Raw genomic sequence first — 18,789 nt, forward strand, 5'->3', positions numbered from 1 at the left:
CCGATGGATTAAAGTATAAGGAAAGCGCCTGCCGGAAGACACCGTTTGAGTGGTATTTATTCGATGGGAGAGTTTTTTTCGCATGCATCCCGCTGTTGGAACGAAATTTGCTTGCGTAATAGGGTGACAAAGGAAAACGCGAGTGGATGTCCAAAGCGAAAGGGGAAGCGAAACATATGATCAGAATTGAACAGGACGGGTTGGGGGCGCGGGTGCTGCCCTCCCATGCTTATTACGGAATCCGTACGCTCCGGGCCTCGGAAAAGATTCCGCACGGCGCGGGCATGCCGATCCATGGGGAGCTTATGAAGGCGCTGGCATGCGTAAAAAAAAGCCGCGGCTCTTGCGCATCTGGAATCGGGGACGCTGCCGGCGCGGATCAGCGGTCTCATCGTCAAGGCGGCGGAAGAAGTAATCGCAGGACAACATGGGCGGGATATCGTCGTCGATTGGCTTCAAGACCCGACGGGCGAATCGCTGAATATGAACGTCAACGAGATTATAGCCAACCGGGCTCTTGAACTGATGCTGGAGGACAAAGGCAATTATTCCATTCTTGATCCCGTCCGGCACGTGAACCGGGGGCAGTCAGCATCAGGCGTCATCGAGATGGCCCTTCGGGTTGCCTCCCACCGGTTAGCTGAGCGGTTGATCCGCTCCGTCGACCAATTGATCGGCGCCCTGGCCGCCAAAAAATCGGAGATCGGCAGCCGGCCAATGCCTGAAGGCCATCAGGAACAGCCGGGAACGCCGGTGTGGTTCAGCCGCCGACTGGATGAAGGCGCGCGTCAGCTGCAGTCGGGTATGGAACGCATGGCGGCCGCAAACGCCCGGCTTGCCGCAAGTTTGACGACGACGAATGCCGGCATGGAGAATGAGGCCATCGCTTCCAAAACGTTATCCCATTTGCGCAATAACGCCCAAATCGGCGAATCGATCGGAGACGGTAACGGGCCGGCGGAGCGAAACAACGAAGCGTTTACCCGGCTTTCGTCGGCCGTAAGGCACTTGGCGCTGAATCTGTCCAACCTGTGCAGCGACATTCGGCTCGCAGCCTCGCTGCAGAACCTTGCCGATTCTCCCGAATGGATCAGCGGCAAAGAGGTTGCCGCCAGCGAAGCCTTGGGCCAAATCGCTTTTCAGGCGATCGGTTTTGATCACAGCCTCGGCCTTGCCGCCGAGGCCGGCATGCTCGATCCCGGCGTCATCCCGCCCGTCGTCGCTTTTAACCTGTTGGAATCGCTGACCATGATGGATAAAGGCGTAGAGGCCTTTGCGGCGGCGATCCAGAGTCATGCCGGACCGAGAGCTTCCTGCCGGTAACGCCAAGCATCCCCTGACAATGGCATTGAATCCTTCGAAGACCATCCGGCGTATCACGGCCGCTCGTTTGAGCGGCATTTTTCATGCAGGACAAACATAGGCCGCTCCCGGAAGCCGCGTTTTCGGGAACGGCCTATGTTTTTAGATTTTGTTTTTCCGGCCCGGCGAGGATGCAATGTTTAATTCTTCCCGGTATTTGGTCACCGCTCTGCGCGATAGCCGGATCCCTTCCGAAAAAAGCGCGTCGGCGATGTTCTGGTCGGATAACGGGCGATGTTTATCTTCGGAAGCGATCATTTCCTTGATCCTTGCTTTCACCATCCTGGATGAAGCCGATCCCCCGTTTGAAGTCGCAACCCCGGCGGCAAAAAAATACTTCAGCGGAAACACGCCGTGCGGCGTAAGCGCATACTTTCCGCGAATCGCGCGGCTCACCGTCGACTCGTGCATATCCAGCTTGCCTGAAACCGTGCTTAACGTCATCGGCCGGATGCCTTTAATCCCTTCGTCGAGGAATGCCTTCTGTTCCTCCATCATGGCATTTGCCACTTTCAGCAAGGTCGTCTTCCGCATCTCCACGCATCGCATGAGCCATTCGGCCGACCTGAAGCAGTCTTTTACGTAGGAAAAAGCCGCGGCCGACGAGCGGGTTTCCGCCCATTTCCGGTATTCTTCGCTTATGGAAAGTTTGGGACGACTCATCGCATGCAGCGTGACCGAAAAAGAGTCCGCATGACGTTCGACGATCATGTCCGGGACGACATACTGCGGCTCGAAAGCAGCCAAAGCCAGCCCCGGGCGCGGATTCAAAGTCCGGATGTATTGCAGCGCGCGGACCGCCTGCTCCTTCGGAATCCGAAGTGCCGAAGCAATCCGGCCAAGATTGCCGCCGGCTGCATCGGACAAATACTTGTCGGCGATCTCGAAGGCATACGGCACGGATTGCGGATCGCGGACGATCTGGAGAATCAGGCATTCCCGCAAATCCCTGCAGCCGATTCCCGCCGGTTCCAAGGATTGCAGCTTTTCCAGCGCCAACCGGACCACCGTTTCAGCAACCTTTAAGTTCCCGGCGATTTCGGTTAGCGGAACGTCCAAATACCCGTTTTCGTTCAAATTGCCGGCCAAACAAGCAGCCGCTTTAAACACGTTGGAAGGGAGCGAAAGCAGCCGAAGCTGGCTCAGCAGTTTTTCTTCCATCGTATCCTGCTTGGCGGCGGCGTACCAAAGCGGATCGGGCGTCATCGCCCCGCCTTTTCCGGTTCCGGTCTTTTTTCCAAACGCTTCCCGGCTTCGGGAAAACTCAAACTCCAGCACCGGATTTTCCGTCGCCTGTTCCTGCAAATATTGCAGCAGCTCATCGGCGGACAACGATAAAATATGCATGGATTGCTTCAGTTCAGGAGTGATCGCCAGCTTCAAGCGTTGGTCTTGCGCCAGTTGGTAGCCCAACAACGTCCTCTCCCCTTCCGCAGGTCGTTCTATCTCAAAAATAAAGGTGCTTTTTACAATACTCAATAACGGTACTATGAAATTGATTCTACTTAACCTTATGCAAAAAGGCTACCGCTGCCACTGTCTAAAATTTTAGAATCGATCGGAAACCAGCTTCGCCTGCGTAAACAGCAGCAAATAATCCCTTCCTCCGGCTTTCGAATCGGTTCCCGACATGTTGAACCCGCCGAAAGGATGCGTACCGACGAGCGCTCCCGTACATTTGCGGTTAAAGTAGAGGTTGCCTACGAAAAACTCGCGTCTCGCCTTTTCCAAATGGGCCCCGTTACGCGAAATGACGGCTCCAGTCAACCCGTACACGGTATTGTTCGCGAACTCCAGCGCTTCGTCGAACGATTTGGCTTTCGTGAACGCAACGACGGGACCGAAAATTTCCTCCTGCGAAATGCGCGCCTCTGGATCCACGTCCGCAAAAATGGTCGGCTCGATAAAAAATCCGTCGGGAGATCCCGTGCCGCCGCCTAACACCAGGCGCCCCTCCTGTTTGCCGATTTCGATGTATTCCTGTATTTTGGCATACGCCTTCTCGTCGATCACCGGCCCGAGGTTCGCGGACGCTTCGGCCGGGTTGGCCATGACCAGCTTGCTTGCGCGCTCGACGACTTTGTCCAGGACGATCTCGTACACATCCTCATGAACGATGACGCGCGAGCAGGCCGAGCATTTTTGCCCGGAGAAACCGAAGGCGGAAGCGGTGATCGCATCGGCTGCAAGCTCAAGGTCGGCTTCTTTGTCCACGATGATGGCATCTTTTCCGCCCATTTCGGCAACGACGCGTTTGATCCATTTTTGCCCCGGCTGCGTTTTGGCTGCCCGTTCGTTGATTCGCAGTCCGACATCCCGCGAGCCCGTGAAGCTGATGAACCGGGTAAGCGGATGATCCACGAGGTAATCGCCGACCTCCCCGCCCGGTCCCGGCAAATAATTGACGACCCCCGGCGGCAAGCCCACTTCTTCGAGCAAAGCTACGAATTTCGCCGCGATGACCGGCGTCGTGCTGGCCGGCTTGAGAACGACCGTGTTGCCGGCGACAAGCGCCGCCGTGGTCATGCCGGCCATAATCGCAAGCGGGAAATTCCACGGAGGAATGACGACGCCTACGCCGAGGGGCAGGTAATAAAGCTCGTTCTCTTCCTCTTCGCTAACCGTCAACGGCTGCGGCAAGCTGAGACGCTGCATTTCCCGCCCGTAAAATTCAAGGAAATCGATCGCTTCGGCCGTTTCTACGTCGGCTTCCACCCTTGTTTTACCGGCCTCCAAGGTCATCAAGGCGGAAAACTCGTGGCGGCGCCGGCGCAAGATCGCGGCAGCCCGGAACAAATACCGCGCGCGTTCGTTCGGATCGGTACGCTTCCAAGTTTCGAACGTCGCCGCCGCCGTTTGAATCGCCTTCTCCGCGAGCGGAATGTCGGCTTGCGAGACGCTGCCGATGATCTGCTTCTTATTGGCCGGATTGATCGAAGCGATTTTGCGGTCGGTCATGATTTTTTCTCCGCCGATGACGACGGGATACGCCTTCCCCAGTTCCGCTTCCGCCTTTTTCAGCGCGGCATCGTATGCCTCGTTGTTGCTTTTTTCTTGGAAATTGACAAAAACCTCGTTTTTGAATTCGGATCTCATAAATCGTTACCATCCTCTCTTTTCGGTTTCGATAGTTCATCCTGCTTCTACAACGGTATGCAAGCAAATTCCGTGCCAAACCACCCTCCCGGTGCGCGTGCGAAGAGGCAACCAAGCAAAAACAGGAAGAGCGGCCTGCGGTACCCGCTTTTTTGGCATGCCTTTTGCTTGGATCATCGTTAAAGAACGTTTAGCGATATATTCGAAAGGGGAAAGATCCATGGACGCTACCGAACTATACCGAAAGGTGCTGCTCTCGATCGCCGGCAACAAGCTGGTCGAGAAGCTGTCCCTTAAATATGGAAGGAAATTGGCGAGCAAATTCATCGCGGGAGATACGCTGAGCGAAGCGCTGGACGAAATCGAAGTTTTGAACCGCAAAGGGATCATGGTGACGCTGGACCATTTGGGCGAGGGCATTCAGGCTTTATCGGAAGCTGCCGGGTACAAAGAGGAATATCTCAGGCTGGTTGACGGCATCGCCGAAAGGAAAGTGAACTCCAACGTCTCCTTGAAACCGACCCAAATGGGGCTGGCGCTGGATCCGGAAGCATGCTTCGGCAATATACGGGCGGTCGTCAGCCGAGCCCAAAAACACGGAAATTTCGTCAGGATCGATATGGAGGACTCGCCTTTCACCCAAGCGACGATCGATATCGTTTTGCGCCTCCACAAGGAAGGGCTGACCAACGTCGGCACCGTCATCCAAGCGTATTTGCACCGTACCGAAAACGACGTCAAACGGCTCATCGAGGCGGGCGTCAATCTCCGCTTGGTCAAAGGCGCCTACAAGGAACCGGGAACGGTCGCTTTCCAGCAAATGAGCGAAGTGATCGACAACTACAAAAAAATCATCCGCATGCATTTGGACAAAGGCATTTACACCGCCATTGCCTCGCATGACGACCGCATCATTTCATGGGTCAAGGATTATGCCCGCGCGAACGGCATCCCGAAGGATGCCTTTGAATTCCAAATGCTTTACGGCTTGCGGATGAGCGAGCAGGAACGGTTGGCCAAGGAAGGCTACCGCATCCGCTGCTACATGCCGTACGGAACCATGTGGCATCCCTACTACACCAGACGGCTGGCGGAAAAACCGGCGAATTTGTGGATGGTGCTCAAAAACATGTTTAAGTGAAATGGAAAGATGATTTACACCGAAAAACAGGCTGGGTATAATGGCCCTAACGATAGAACATCACCTGCATAGGGGGCAGCAAAATGAAACACGTATTGCCCAGTCTGGAACGTTTAATCCGCACGACATTCCATATCATCGGGCCTGCCGACCTGGAGCTGTATCAGAAGGGCCACCCAGTCGCGGAGGATTTCCCGGTTTTCGTGAAGCAGCCCTCCGGTCCATACGGCTTGTTGGCCCCGTCGACGGAAGCGGACGGCCGGCTTCGAATCATGGATGTAAGGACGATTCAAGCAGAGGAATCATTCTTGAATATTTCTTCCGCTTTTTGTTCCTGTTCGTTGGCGATCGTGCTGCAGGACGGCGAACCGGCGGGTTATGTCGCGGCCAGCGATGTCATCGAGGCTGTCGTCGCAGCCCATCGGCATCTGGAGGCTTATTTTTCGACCACCTTGGAAGCGCTTAACCCGGACGTCGCCATCACGCTCATTGACGATGAAGGCCGCGTGGCCGGCTGGACGACCGGTGCGGAGCATATTTTCTCCATACAAAAAAACGAAATCATCGGCAAACCCGCTTCGGATTTTTTTCCCGTTGATCGGCTGCAATCGCTGAAAACGCTGGAGACCGGCGAATCGGTCCAGAAAAAACTCCATCGGCCCAGGCCGGACATGTTCGTTCTCATTAACTCGGCCCCCGTGATGCTGGATGGCCGGATTGTCGGAGCGGTCGCCGCCGAATCCGACCTGACCACGCAGATGAAACTTCACCAGGAATTGCTGCATATGACAAGCAAAGTCCATCACCTTCAAAAGGAAGTCGCGCTGCTAAACCCTTCCAGCGATCCGTTCCAGCCTATCAAAGGAACCAGCCCGGCGATCAAAAAAAGCATCGACGCGATCCGGAAGATCAGCACGACCAAAGCGACGGTTCTGATCCAGGGGGAAAGCGGCACGGGGAAGGAATTGTTCGCCCAAGCGATCCATCGCTGCCGCGAAGCGGCGAACGCCCCGTTCATCGCCATCAATTGCGGGGCCATCCCGGCCGCATTGTTCGAAAGCGAGCTGTTCGGATACGAAAAGGGCGCGTTTTCGGGGGCCGACCCGAAAGGAAAAAAAGGAAAAATCGAACTGGCTAGCGGCGGCACGCTGTTTCTCGATGAAATCGGGGAAATGCCGCTTGATATGCAGGTCAAAATGCTGAGGGTGCTTCAGGAAAAAAATTATTTTGCGGTAGGCGGCACGAAACTGAAGCATGCCGATTGCCGGATCGTCGCGGCCACGAACCGCGATTTGAAACAGATGATCGCCGAAGGCTCCTTCCGCGAGGATCTGTTTTACAGGCTGAACGTCGTCTCCCTGGATATCCCTCCCCTGCGCCGACGCAAGGAGGATATTTATGAGCTGACGCAGTCGTTTTTGCATGAATTTTCCATCGTGTACGGCCGCCATATCCATACCATCCCGCCGGACGTGCTCGAAGATTTGCTGCAATACGATTGGCCGGGCAATATCCGCGAGCTTCGAAACACGATTGAACGGCTCGTCATTTTCTCGACGGACGGCGAGGTGAAACGCGAATATTTGCCGGCCAACATTTATGCGGGGGATACGAATGCCGACCCGGGACCCGATTCGCTTGGAACCGGGGAGGAAATCAACGGATCCCTATACCAGGCAAGGCTCGATGATTACGAACGAAACCTGTTGCAGCAGCTGCTCGAGGCAGCCGGCGGCAACAAGCTTGCGGTCGCGAAGCAGCTTGGCATATCGAGGGCGACGCTGTACAACAAACTGAAACGGCTGCAATTGTAAACGATGGCATTGTTTGCTTTCTTAGACATTCAAACTTTGAATGTCTAAAATTTTAGACGCAGTCATCCCGCCATGCGAGGAAATGCCTTCCATGATGCAATGGCCGTTCCGCATGCTTAATATGTCCGCGGGGTATCACAAAACCGAACCTTATAATGATGCTGCGGCAAAAAACGCCGGCTGATCTCGCGGCCGCTGATCCTCCGTGCCATAGGCACCTCTCCCCCTCATTCCTAATAGTATGGAAGGGAAAGGCGGGATCGGTGTGTTGAGCGTAAAACCGGATCAGGAAAAGCGGGCTATTTTTCTCGCGGCGGTATGCGGACAGACGTATGCGCAATTTAACAACCCGGACGGCTTGTTCGTCGTTCCGGCGAACTATTCGGTCGCGGACGTGATCGAGGCCAAATCCATTACGGGGGTGTGGGAACGTTTTGGCTTCATCCTTGACGCTCCGAAGGAAATCATCATCGCTTTCCGCGGAACCAGTTCGGCGGGCAATTGGATTTCGGACATCATCGCTTCGCAAAAAAACTTCAAATACGTAAAGGAACCCTGCCTCACGCACCGCGGGTTTACAAGCATTTACGCCTCGGCACGCAGCCGGGTGATCTCCGCGCTCTCCGGCATGTCGCCGGACAAAACGCTGTACATTACCGGTCACAGCCTGGGCGCGGCGCTTGCGACGTTGTGCGCAATCGACGTGGCGGCCAACACCCGCTTCGTCTCCCCGATTTTGTTTACTTACGGGTCTCCTCGGGTGGGCGATCCGGCGTTCGCAAAAGTATTCCCGAAGTACGTTCGCAACAGCTGGCGCGCCTGCAACCTGTTTGACGTCGTCACCCACGCCCCGCCGCCCGTCTACAAACTTCCCAAGCGGGAGAAAAAATATTATTACAGCCATGTTCCCGCTTCTTCGCCTTTGACATTCCAAAACGGATCGATCGGCGGAAACCACGTCATCAGCAGCTATTTCGCGGAGCTTGCCAAACTTCAGCCGCAGTTTGCAGAGTTGATGTGCTTGGCCAATCCCGGCTTTTGCCCGGTCGCGTCCGAGCCGAAACCGGTTGAGTAAATCACGCCTATGCTCGGCGGGGCGTACTTAAAAAGACGGCCTAGGGACCCTTCCCTGATGCCGTCTTTTTTCGTTTCCGCTTATTTCAACCGAATCGGGCTGTCTACAATCCGCACTTGCCGTACGGAACAGCTCCTGTTGGCTTCACGGCCCTAGATTCAATGCCTTTAGAACGTGAATTTCGGATTCAAGCTGCCTTGATACGGCTCATGTTCGACGAATACGGCGATGTCTTTGCCGTCTTTGTCTTTGCCCGTTCTTTTATACGTAAATTTATTGGGGGTCAGCTCCGTAAGCTCCAGAACGGCGCCGTACTTATTGGTACCGATGGAAACATGGGCTCTGATTTTATTTTCATGCGCAATGTCGAAGTAGCCGTAATCGCCGCGGCTTTCGCCTGTTTTCAGGTTGAAGAATTCATATTGATTCGTTTTGTCGTCGAATTTCGCCAGGCTTATAAAATTGGAATTAAACGCGGTGACATCGTTGCCGTTTTCGTCCCATACCTTCGTTCCGTTCCAAAGCGTGCCGCCTAAAATGCGGTCCCCGTCAACGTCTTTGACGATATCGCCGGTAGTCGAATTCAACGCTTTGTCAGGGCTTGTAAATTCAAGCTTTTTCCCTTGGTAAGGGACATGTTCGACGTATACCTCCACATCGTTGCCCTGCGCGTCTTTGCCCCATCTTTTATACGTGAAGATGTCCTGGTTCAGCTCCGTGATGTCAACGACAGCCTGGTAGTTCATGGATTCCGAAATCAATATTCTCTTTTTCCCGTCGTTCGTAACAAAAAAAGTGCCTTGATCGCCGCGGCTTGCGCCTGTTTTGGCATCGAAAAATTCATATCTTCCGTACTTCGCATCGTATTTCGCCAGACCGATGAAGTTTGCATTTTCTTTCGTCAGGTCGTTATGGTTTTTGTCGTATACCCTCGTCCCCTGCCAATGGGTGCTGCTAAGGATGTTAGCCATTTCCTGACCTTTCGTGAGCTTCGCGTTCGGCGAAGACATCGCTTCATGCGCCAGATTCAGCAGATAGGCCGCCTGACCGCGCGTGGCATGGCTTCCCTTTGCATAGAAGCGTTCCGCCCAGGAGGCCACGGTTTCCAAATCGCGATTCAGCGCTTTGGATACGATTTGCACCAATTCGTCGCCCGTTACCGCGCCCCGCGGATCAAAACGGCCGTCTTTCGCCTGCATGATGTCTTGTCCGACAAGTTCGGCGGCGTAATCATAAAACCAGGGGCCGGGTCTTGCATCCGCGAAGCTTGCCGGCAATGCGGCTTTACCTTGAAGCCCGAACGTCTCCACGACCATTTTTGCCAGCTCAGCCCGGGTAATCGGCTTTTCAATCCCCATGGAGCCGTCCTCATAACCTTGCATGGCATGAAGTTTGGCCAGCCCGTTTACGGCTTGTTGTATCTCTTCCACGGACAGTTTTACGGAAGCAGCCCCGGCATTTGGCGTGTTAAACGGAAACGCGGCGGTTCCCAGCGCAGCCGCCAGCACGACCGCCGCCCATTTCGTGGAATATTTATTCATTCGGTTGTCCTCCTTTGAATCAACAAGAATCGTTGTTTGGTGTATACGTATATCATAAAGGAGACACCTAAAATCCCAAGAAACCGGGGATTAACGTTTTCGAAACAAAATATTAAAATTTTCTAAACGAAGATTTATATAAATCCAGAAACTGACTACACCGAGAAACGGTATCCCGCGCCCCAAACCGTTTCGATATATTGCGGGTTGGATGGATCGGCTTCGATTTTTTCCCGCAGCTTGCGGACATGCACCGTCACGGTCGCGATATCTCCGTTCGAATCGAGCCCCCAGATCCGTTCGAACAGCTCTTGTTTGCTGAAGACGCGGTTCGGATGATTCGCCAGAAACTCCAGCAGGTCGAATTCGCGGGTCGTGATCGCCACCTCCCGGCTGCGCACGAACACTCGCCGCGCGGCTTGGTCGATCACGAGCCCCCGGATATGAATTTCGTTTTTTTGCGCGGGAGGCCGTTTGCCGAGAAGCCGCTCGTACCTCGTCAGATGCGCTTTGGCTCTTGCCACCAGCTCGCTTGGACTGAACGGTTTCGTGACGTAGTCGTCGGCGCCGAGGTTAAACGCCCGGATTTTGTCGATCTCCTCGTTTTTGGCGGAAACGATCAAAATCGGCACCTCTTTGCGCTGCCTGATTTGATGGCATAATTCGAAGCCGTTCGCGCCGGGAAGCTGCAGATCGACGATAACGAGATTATATTCGCCGCTTAGGGCAAGCCGTAACCCCTCGTCGCCCGTATGGCATAAATCGACGGTATACCCGTTCAGCTCGAAATAATCCCGTTCCAGCTGGGCGATCGTCACCTCGTCTTCAATGATGAGAATGCGTGCCGTCATGGCTCACCAAGCCCCCTTCTTCCAATGTCCGTTTCAAGGTGAAAAACAGGCTTGTACCTTCTCCAGGTACGCTTTCCGCCCATATCCGCCCCCCGTGCCCTTCGATGATCTGCCTCGCGATCGCCAGCCCCAGTCCGCTGCCGCCCTTCGCGGAATTGCGCGATCGTTCCGCCCGGTAAAAACGGTCGAAAATATGCGGCATGTCCTCCGCGGAAATTCCCATGCCGTTATCCCGGATTTCGACGGTAACCCGCTCAGTGGAAGCTTGCACGGAGACGGCAATGCGTTTTTCGGGCTTGTCCATAAAATGCTGGGCGTTGCCGATGATATTAAGCACGGTTCGCTTCAATTTTTCAAGATCCGCCATCACCGGAATGCCGCGGTCCGGCCGTTCGTTCCATTGCAGCGCGATGCCTTTCTCCTCCATCGCATAATGCAGCTCGTCGATGCAGTCATCCAAAAAACGCACGATGTCCACCCTATCGAAGGTGAAGGGAACCTGGTTTAAATCCAGCTTGGAATACAGAAACAGCTCGTCGACGAGCCTGTCCAAATCGACGGCTTTGGTATAAATGATGTTGACGTATTTGTCCATTTTTTCCGGGGTATCCGCAACCCCGTCGCGAATGCCCTCAATGTAGCCTTTGATGTTCGTGATGGGCGTGCGCAAATCATGCGAGATGTTGGAAATCAGCTCTTTGCGGTTCTCTTCGTCCTGCAGCCTCAGCCGGACCGATTCCTGAAGCCTTTTCCGCATATTTTCAAACGCTTCGTTCAATTGTCCGATCTCGTCCTTGGAGCGCAAATCGAGCGAAAACTGCAGGTTCCCCTCCTGGATGCGTTCCGCCGAATGGCGCAGCTTGTCCAGCGGCCTGACGACGCTGCGGGTGATCCAGCGGTATAACAGCAAATTCGCAACCACGATCACGCCGATCAGCGCCACGATCAAAACCGGGAGGAGCCTGCGCGTCACTTCGCCGAACGGACTCCGTTCGCGGATGACGAACACGCTGCCTTTGGTTCCGTCCGCAAAGCGGAAATCGTATTTCGCGTAGGCGTAAAAACGTTCCCCGATGTTAAACGTATTGCGGATCCGGTAATTATTCAAATCGTAAGGGGGCAGATGGCGATGGAGTGCGGGCTGGTTAAACGTACCCGATTCGAATACCTGGCTGTCTTCCTTGCGCACGTATAGTCCTGCCCTAACGGTTTTCAGCTTAAAATCATAATCCTTCAGCAGATTGATGTCCAGCAGCCCGTCCGGATCGTTTTTCGCCATGTATTTCAATTCCAGAAAAATCGATTCCTCCTGCTCCGTGAGGGGGTTCAATTGATAATGCACCTTGTAAAAATCCCTCAAGCTGTGAATATCGCCCGTTGCCGCGATGGTGAACAGGCCGGCGGTCAGGACGAACACCAGCAGGCTGACGACAAGCATGCCCGTATAAGAGAGCAATAATTTGATCCGGATCGACACGATTTCACCTCCGTGGTTGGAAATAGTTTTGGATGCGTTCACGGTGGCGCCGAGCCCCTCCCTGACCAGGTTGATGATCGAGGTGGCCGAGCTTGTTTCCAAAATGGAATGCAGCCGGAAACCATGGCGCCGCACCGCTTCCTCCACCAACTCCCGGCCCATGAAACCTTCGGGATATATGATCATCGGCACGTCCCGGAGCTCTTGGATATCGATGGTTGTCCGGCCGGCGAGCGGATGATTCGCCGATACGGTCAACACGTACTCCTCGGTGCATAAAGGGATCGAGACAATCCGGTCCGTTTCCGGGACGTTCGTGCCGACCCCGATATCGACTTCGCTTTCAAGGACCTGCCGCAAAATGTCGATCGACGCGATCACCATCAGCTTCACCTGCGGAAAATCGCGATGAAAATCGACGACAAGCTGCGTGATCCGGTAATCCAGGTCGGACGGCATAATCCCGACCCTGATCTTCCCGCCGTGGACTTGGCGCAAATCGGCGATCGAATCCTTGACGTTTTGCAGCGTATCCATGATCGCCTCCGCATTGCGCAGCAAAAGCTCCCCCGCCTCGGTCAGCGAAATTTTTTTGCCGATCCGGTCGAACAGCGGCATATGCAGCTTGTCCTCCAGCGCCCGGATCTGCTGGCTCAGCGTCGGCTGGGATACCCCGATTTTTTCCGCAGCCTTCGTAAAATGCATCTCCTCGCAGACCACCATAAAATAATGAAGCTGGCGAATTTCCAAACGGGTCCACTCACTTTCATTCGTAATACTTATGATCATATGCAAAACGATCACGTACATCAATCAAAAAAGTTCCGCGGCCATGCGTTTACAGGTTCGGCGGGAACCAAAAAGCCATGAAGGCCCCCTGTCCAGAGGGCCAGAAAAGCAACCAAACTAGGCCGCCGCAGGGCTCAAGGTTTGACAAGCACCGTCACAAACGCGTCGCTTCCTCCGCTAAAGGAAAAAGTCAGCGCCTGCGGACCTTCGGGAAGCGTCGAAAGATACGCCTTTTGCAGGACGACCGAGGCATCCCGGACGATGTAATCGGTCCCTTCCTTCAACGGGCCTCGAATGTCTTGGATCGCCACCAACCGGTTGCCGTTTAAATCCATGCCGATCGACGCGGCATCCCCGTTTTTTGGATGCTCGACGATACGGGCGGACAATCTGGCCGGGACGCGGGGCAGACCGGATATTTGCACTCCCGTTTCCCGAAGCGCAATGGGCTGAAACGCCGTCAAGCCGGCAAAGGCTTCCGCAGCTTCATTCAGCTCCAGGGTTTTGCGTTTCAAATCCACCGTCCCGATGTCGCTGAGTTTGCCGACGGAAACGTTGTTTTCAAGCGTTCCCAGCTGCATGTTCAAAGGATCGCCCGTGATCGGGCCGCTATTCACGAAAATGTTGTTTCGCACGACATTCCGTTTGGGGAGCAGCGGCTCGTCATTCAAAAGGTTCGGCAGCGTCGGATAACGCTCGCTCCAAACGACGCCCCGGTAAGGAACCTGGTCGAATTTGCCCATCAGCGAGTTATAATTTTTTTCGCCGGGCTTATAGTTGCGCGCCATAAACGCGACCGCGGTGCCGGAATCGATGACGAGGTTGTTTTCGACGACGTTTTCGCGTCCGTTCGCCAGCTTGAACGCTTGTTTGCCGATGTTGTAAAAGACGTTGCCGCGCATCTCCACGCCGCTCATGTAATCGTCCAAATAAATGCCTGCCGTGGAGACGCGCAGATTGCTGGCCGCGATGTCATGGATGTAATTGTAGTTGATGGCATTGCCCCGCCAGACGAAGCTCCGGCCCGAATAGATCGCGGAGGCGTCCGCGGTCTCTTTGACCACGTCGTAGATATCGTTATAAGCGATAAGATGGTCGTTGCCGCGGAACTGGATGGCAAAATGCGGCGCGTCGTGAATATTGTTATGCGTCGCCCGGTTGCCTACGCCGTTGATTTCGACCGCGGGAGCGTAGGTCAGTTTGATCCGCGAATAATCGGATATGTCGTTGTTGTCGGCATAGTTCCCCGCCGGCGTCAACGTGCCGGAATCGCCGCCGTTTAAAGAGATGCCGCCGTTACCCGTACCGTAAATGCTGCAGCCGTACACGCCGTTGCCGCGTCCGCCGTCGATTTTAACCGCGTATCCGCCCATGTTGCGGATCGTCATGTTGCGGATCAGATTATGTTCCCCGCCTTGGATGGTGATTCCGTTCCCCCGGCTGATTTCCAGGGTAAAGCCGCTGAAAATCACGTTGGACGTGCGATCCGTCCGGATCATATCCTGCTCCAGCAGCGACAATTGAAGTTTGATTTGATGAAGCGGCGCCGGCGGGAATACATACAGCATGCCGGTTTCCCTGTTCAATACCCATTCGCCCGGCATGTCGAGCTCCTCGAGCACGTTGTAAAAATAAAACCGCTGCCCGGCTTTCATGGCATAGCTGGTGCCTTTGTAGGTTTCGATGCGCTTTTGCCGCTGGTCGATCGTTTGGATCTCCAAATCGTTGGTTGCCCAATCGTTTCCCCAATAGCCCAGCATCCAGGCGTCCCGGACATCCGTCCAAGCATGGGGCATGCCGTCTTTATACGTAAACGTGTACCCTTTTCCGGCCGCGTCATCCGCTTTGGCGACCACCTGCTCCACCGTCGTAAAACCGCTATTGGGCCAACGCGCCAACGTCATGACATTGCCGCTCGCGAACAGCTCCGGCGCGACGGCGAGGTGATTGCCAAGCTTGCCGTAGTCCGTCAGGCCGATCGCTTTCAGGTCGATCTGGACGACGCTGCCCCGCCCCTCTTGCGGAATTTTCGCCAATATTTCCGGATCGGACACCGGACGGAACAAGGAAGGGCTCAGCGTGTCCCCGCCGACGAACGTCACCTTTTCCCCTTCAAACGCCTGGTAGGTTATGGGGGCCTCCGGTGTTCCCGAATCCCGTTCATCCAGCTCAAACGTATGGGTGAGCCGGTATTCCCCGCCGCGAATGAGGATTTTGACGCCGCCCGGGGGAAGTTTGCCGCCCCGGATCCGCTCCCGAACGGCGTCCCTTGCTTTTTCCAAGGTTGCAAACGGTTTGTTTTTCGTGCCGTCGTTGGCATCGTTTCCGTTTTTGGATACGAACAGCAGCGTTTGGGCATCCTGTTTCGCTGGCGCCGCATCGGCCTGCATGGGGGAATAGGAAGCGCCGCCCCAGAACATCAGGCCCAATGCCGCAAGCAGCTTCAAGCCGGTCATCGCTCTCAACCCAATCACCTCGCAAATGGGATCTCCGCTTGAACCAAGCGGGCCCCATCATCATACAGCGCATTCCTGGCGGGCGATAGCGGTCATTCTAACCGGAAATGTTGCAAAACAAACGACTTGGTCCGGACGATGTCGAAAGCAGCGTCGTCATCCAGGATCCGGAAGGCATGCGTTTCGATATTCGGACGGGGATACCCCCGACTTCTTTTTAAATGCGGCGGAAAAATGGGATACGTCCCTGAAACCGCTTTGGTAAGCCACCTCGCGTACGGGCAGCTCCGTCGCTCCCAGCAGTTCCTGCGCATGCTCCAGCCTGCGCTCCCGGATATAACGCATCGGCGTCATGCCCAAATGCCTCTTGAACATCCGGATGAAATAGTTCGGGTGAAAATGCGCATGCCGGGACAGTTCTTCAATGGTAAGCTCCTCGGATAAATGGGCATCGATAAAATCGAGCGTCGCAAGCAGCTCCGGCGAAGCGCAGGCTGCGTCCGCACCGGGGGTTCGGACCGCCCGTTCCAGGAAATAAGCGATAATGGACAGCAGCGCGGACTGGATTCGGAGAGGTGCTGCCGGATTCCCGCTGACCCGCTGCTCGACCAGCTCCCGAAAACGGCCGTACAATTCGGAAGAATGGCCGGCATCGATCGCATAAGGAAGGCCGTATAGATGAAACAATTGCTCAAAATGAACGTTGGCCCGAAAATGGCACCAATATTTCGTGTAAGGCGGACCGTTCGTCACCGAATAGGACTGCTCCAATCCGCCGGGAATGAATATTAGTTCCCCGGGTTTGGGCCGCAGCTCCGTTCCTCCGACCTGAAGCCACCCTTCCCCGTCGCAAATATAATAAAGCTTGTGGTATGCAGGGATAAACCGATGCCTCCGCCAACCGGCATGGCATACGGACCTTTTGGCGAGAAGCAATTGGACCCGCAGCCGGGAAAGCTGATGATTCATGAATTGTCGCTGAACAAGCTCCATCTCCGATCTCCCTTCATCGTTTGTTATTCATCATCTATGCGAACCTCACCGAAGTATGCGGAAGCTTGATCCTTTTTCGCCCGGCAGTCATCATTCGAAATTCGAATGATTTCAATAGAAACAATAATATTGATCAATCAAAGCGCTCCCTATACACTGGATTAGACTTTATTGACTTAGAACATATCGGATGGAGATGAAACATCATGCGTTTTGTTTATTTGATCGCCGCGCTTTTTCTGGCTTCCCTCAATTTGCGCCCCGTCATCACCTCGGTGTCTCCCTTGCTGCGAACGATCCAGGACTCGCTCGGCATGAGCGGCGCCGAAGCCAGCCTGCTGACGTCGTTGCCGGTGCTCTGCATGGGATTTTTCGCCCCCGCCGCGGTGAAGCTGAGCAATCGCTTGAGCCTCGAGCGGACCATTGCGTACTGCCTGCTGCTGATCGGCCTGGCAACGGCGGCGAGGTATTACGCATACAGCGCGTGGCTGATGCTTCTCACCGCTTTTCTCGCCGGCGCGGGCATTGCCGTGATCGGGCCGCTTTTATCGGGTTTTATCAAAAAGAACTTTTCCAACCCTTCGGCGATCGTCGGCGTTTATTCCATGGCAATGGTCGTCGGGGCGGCCCTGGGATCGGGTTTGTCCGTGTCGCTCCAAAATGCGCTGGGCGGCCATTCCTGGCAGGCTTCCGCCGCCTCCTGGTCGTTGCTGGCTGTCATCGCGCTGCTGTTATGGTGGAGACCCGTCAAGAAAACCCCGGCCCGGGCCGAGGCGGCAGCGGTCAGTTCCGTGCCAACGAATCCGGCCGGCGGCTTCAAGTTGCCGTTAAAAAATAAGCGCGCCTGGCTGTTGACCAGCTTTTTCGGGATGATGGCGTTCATGTTTTATTCGCTGACCGCTTGGCTCCCTCCGATCGTGCAGGAACAAGGGTATGACAAACATACGGCCGGCATGATATTAACGTTGTTTACGCTTATCCAAATTCCGGTCAGCTTTTTGCTCCCCATTCTCGTCAGCCGGTTTCAGCATCGCGTCGTATGGCTTGTCGGATGCGCCGCGATGGAGCTTGCCGGGCTGCTGCTCACCCAGCTTCACGTGACGCCTTGGCTGACGTGCATCTTCCTGGGGATCGGCGCCGGAGGATTGTTCCCGATGGCGCTGATGCTGCCGATCGATGAGTCTGCCAGCATGGATGAAGCCAATGCGCTGTCCGCCATGACCCAGTCCGGAGGTTACATCTTCGCTTCCCTCGGACCGCTGAGCGTCGGTTTTATCCACGACATCACGGGCGGTTTCCCTCCGGCGCTTTTCGGTTTGATGATCGTTGTGGTCATCATGATTTTGATCCAGCTGAAAATCGGCAACCGGAAAATCCGAACGGTCCGTTCCGAGGATGCCCCTTTGTTAAGCAACAATCGCTAGTTCTTTGCCGGAGTCGATAAGGTGTGTCCCCGTCAAAGTTAGACCCGGACGCTTCAAGCAAAAAAGCGAACGGATTGTCCGTTCGCTTTTTTCGTATGCGGGCATCACGTCGATCGAACCCATGTTTTCAGGCTCTTTCAGGCTCCGGCCTCTTTCAAAATCCGTTCAATGTCCCGGTATCCCCGTCTTTGCGCATGCTGCAGCGGGGTGACGCCTTCGCGGTCGGCTATATGGACATCGGCTCCATGATCCACCAGCAGTTGAACGATTCGTTGATGGTGTTCCCCGCCGTTGCCCAAGATAACCGCTTCGAGCAAAGCCGTCCAATGCAAATTGTTGATATGGTTGACGTCGACATCCGTACGCGCGAGCAGTTCCTCGACCACTTCGACATGTCCCCGTTCGGATGCGGGTATTAATGCCGTCCCTCCGAAACGGTTCGTCAGCTTCGTATTCGCTTTGGCATCGATGGCGAGCCTTAGGATGTCCAGGAATCCTTCCGCTCCGGCATACAAAAACACGTTGTTCAGGTTATGGTCGCGTATGTTGATGTCGGCGCCATGTTCGATCAACGCTTTGACCGTATCCGCTTTGTTGTTGTAAGTCGCCGCCATGACGGCCGTTCTGCCGCGTTCGTCGGTAGCGTTGACATCCGCCCCTTCTCGAAGCAGCTTCAGTACGTTTGCCGTGTCGCCTTTCTGCGCCGACGAAATGAGCTGCTGATCCAGATCCATCGCATCCACCTTCTTATCCTTAAATTCGGTTTCTAC

12 protein-coding genes and 3 pseudogenes are annotated in these 18,789 nt (G+C 54.9%); 5 read left to right on the top strand and 10 right to left on the bottom strand.

Going from position 1 to position 18,789, the window contains the following annotated elements:
- Positions 1 to 345: 345 nt before the first annotated feature.
- Positions 346 to 1,323: pseudogene (locus NYE48_RS16080) on the top strand (lyase family protein); the annotation flags it as partial.
- Between the two features lie 141 nt (positions 1,324 to 1,464).
- Here the strand turns inward: NYE48_RS16080 and rpoN are convergent.
- Entirely contained in the window at positions 1,465 to 2,778 is a 1,314-nt protein-coding gene (gene rpoN, locus NYE48_RS16085) for an RNA polymerase factor sigma-54 (protein WP_340999388.1), read from the bottom strand.
- A 132-nt stretch (positions 2,779 to 2,910) separates the two neighbouring features.
- The gene (gene pruA, locus NYE48_RS16090) at positions 2,911 to 4,458 is read right to left on the bottom strand and encodes an L-glutamate gamma-semialdehyde dehydrogenase (protein ID WP_036708189.1); all 1,548 of its coding nucleotides are present in this window, start codon (positions 4,456 to 4,458) and stop codon (positions 2,911 to 2,913) included.
- A gap of 220 nt (positions 4,459 to 4,678) precedes the next feature.
- Here pruA and NYE48_RS16095 point away from each other — a divergent pair, with 220 nt between their 5' ends.
- The 3 genes from NYE48_RS16095 to NYE48_RS16105 all read left to right on the top strand — a co-directional run bounded on the left by NYE48_RS16095 (position 4,679) and on the right by NYE48_RS16105 (position 8,488).
- Positions 4,679 to 5,599, top strand: a complete 921-nt coding sequence (locus NYE48_RS16095; RefSeq protein ID WP_340999389.1) for a proline dehydrogenase family protein — start codon at positions 4,679 to 4,681, stop codon at positions 5,597 to 5,599.
- Between the two features lie 83 nt (positions 5,600 to 5,682).
- A complete protein-coding gene (locus tag NYE48_RS16100; protein ID WP_036708186.1) occupies positions 5,683 to 7,413 on the top strand; it encodes a sigma-54 interaction domain-containing protein in 1,731 nt (576 codons plus the stop codon).
- A gap of 268 nt (positions 7,414 to 7,681) precedes the next feature.
- Positions 7,682 to 8,488, top strand: coding sequence for a lipase family protein (locus tag NYE48_RS16105; protein ID WP_341000677.1), 807 nt, complete (start codon positions 7,682 to 7,684; stop codon positions 8,486 to 8,488).
- A 167-nt stretch (positions 8,489 to 8,655) separates the two neighbouring features.
- Here the strand turns inward: NYE48_RS16105 and NYE48_RS16110 are convergent, their stop codons facing one another.
- From NYE48_RS16110 to NYE48_RS16140, 7 genes and pseudogenes are all read right to left on the bottom strand, one after another.
- Positions 8,656 to 9,609 carry a DUF4822 domain-containing protein gene (locus tag NYE48_RS16110; protein WP_445324074.1) on the bottom strand — a complete coding sequence of 318 codons (954 nt, stop codon included), beginning with the start codon at positions 9,607 to 9,609 and terminating at the stop codon, positions 8,656 to 8,658.
- 36 nt (positions 9,610 to 9,645) lie between these two features.
- Positions 9,646 to 10,029 (bottom strand): annotated as a pseudogene (locus tag NYE48_RS16115) (S-layer homology domain-containing protein); the annotation flags it as partial.
- Between the two features lie 155 nt (positions 10,030 to 10,184).
- Positions 10,185 to 10,880 carry a response regulator transcription factor gene (locus NYE48_RS16120; RefSeq protein WP_340999390.1) on the bottom strand — a complete coding sequence of 232 codons (696 nt, stop codon included), beginning with the start codon at positions 10,878 to 10,880 and terminating at the stop codon, positions 10,185 to 10,187.
- The gene (locus tag NYE48_RS16125; protein WP_212948593.1) at positions 10,855 to 12,357 is read right to left on the bottom strand and encodes a sensor histidine kinase; all 1,503 of its coding nucleotides are present in this window, start codon (positions 12,355 to 12,357) and stop codon (positions 10,855 to 10,857) included. Before NYE48_RS16125 ends, NYE48_RS16120 begins: the two co-directional genes overlap by 26 nt.
- 27 nt (positions 12,358 to 12,384) lie before the next feature.
- Positions 12,385 to 13,167 (bottom strand): annotated as a pseudogene (locus NYE48_RS16130) (LysR family transcriptional regulator); the annotation flags it as partial.
- Positions 13,168 to 13,280: 113 nt separating this feature from the next.
- Positions 13,281 to 15,602 carry a X2-like carbohydrate binding domain-containing protein gene (locus NYE48_RS16135; protein WP_341000678.1) on the bottom strand — a complete coding sequence of 774 codons (2,322 nt, stop codon included), beginning with the start codon at positions 15,600 to 15,602 and terminating at the stop codon, positions 13,281 to 13,283.
- Positions 15,603 to 15,758: 156 nt separating this feature from the next.
- A complete protein-coding gene (locus NYE48_RS16140) occupies positions 15,759 to 16,595 on the bottom strand; it encodes an AraC family transcriptional regulator (RefSeq protein WP_340999391.1) in 837 nt (278 codons plus the stop codon).
- Positions 16,596 to 16,801: 206 nt separating this feature from the next.
- Between NYE48_RS16140 and NYE48_RS16145 the strand changes: the two genes are divergently transcribed.
- A complete protein-coding gene (locus tag NYE48_RS16145) occupies positions 16,802 to 18,019 on the top strand; it encodes an MFS transporter (RefSeq protein ID WP_340999393.1) in 1,218 nt (405 codons plus the stop codon).
- Between the two features lie 137 nt (positions 18,020 to 18,156).
- On the opposite strand, the gene NYE48_RS16150 is transcribed toward NYE48_RS16145, so the two are convergent.
- Positions 18,157 to 18,747: an ankyrin repeat domain-containing protein gene (locus NYE48_RS16150; RefSeq protein WP_212948590.1), complete on the bottom strand. Its 591-nt coding sequence runs from the start codon at positions 18,745 to 18,747 to the stop codon at positions 18,157 to 18,159.
- Positions 18,748 to 18,789: the final 42 nt, after the last annotated feature.

The organism is Paenibacillus sp. FSL M7-1455 (assembly GCF_038004655.1).
In the GTDB taxonomy this organism is placed as follows: domain Bacteria; phylum Bacillota; class Bacilli; order Paenibacillales; family Paenibacillaceae; genus Paenibacillus_AQ; species Paenibacillus_AQ cookii.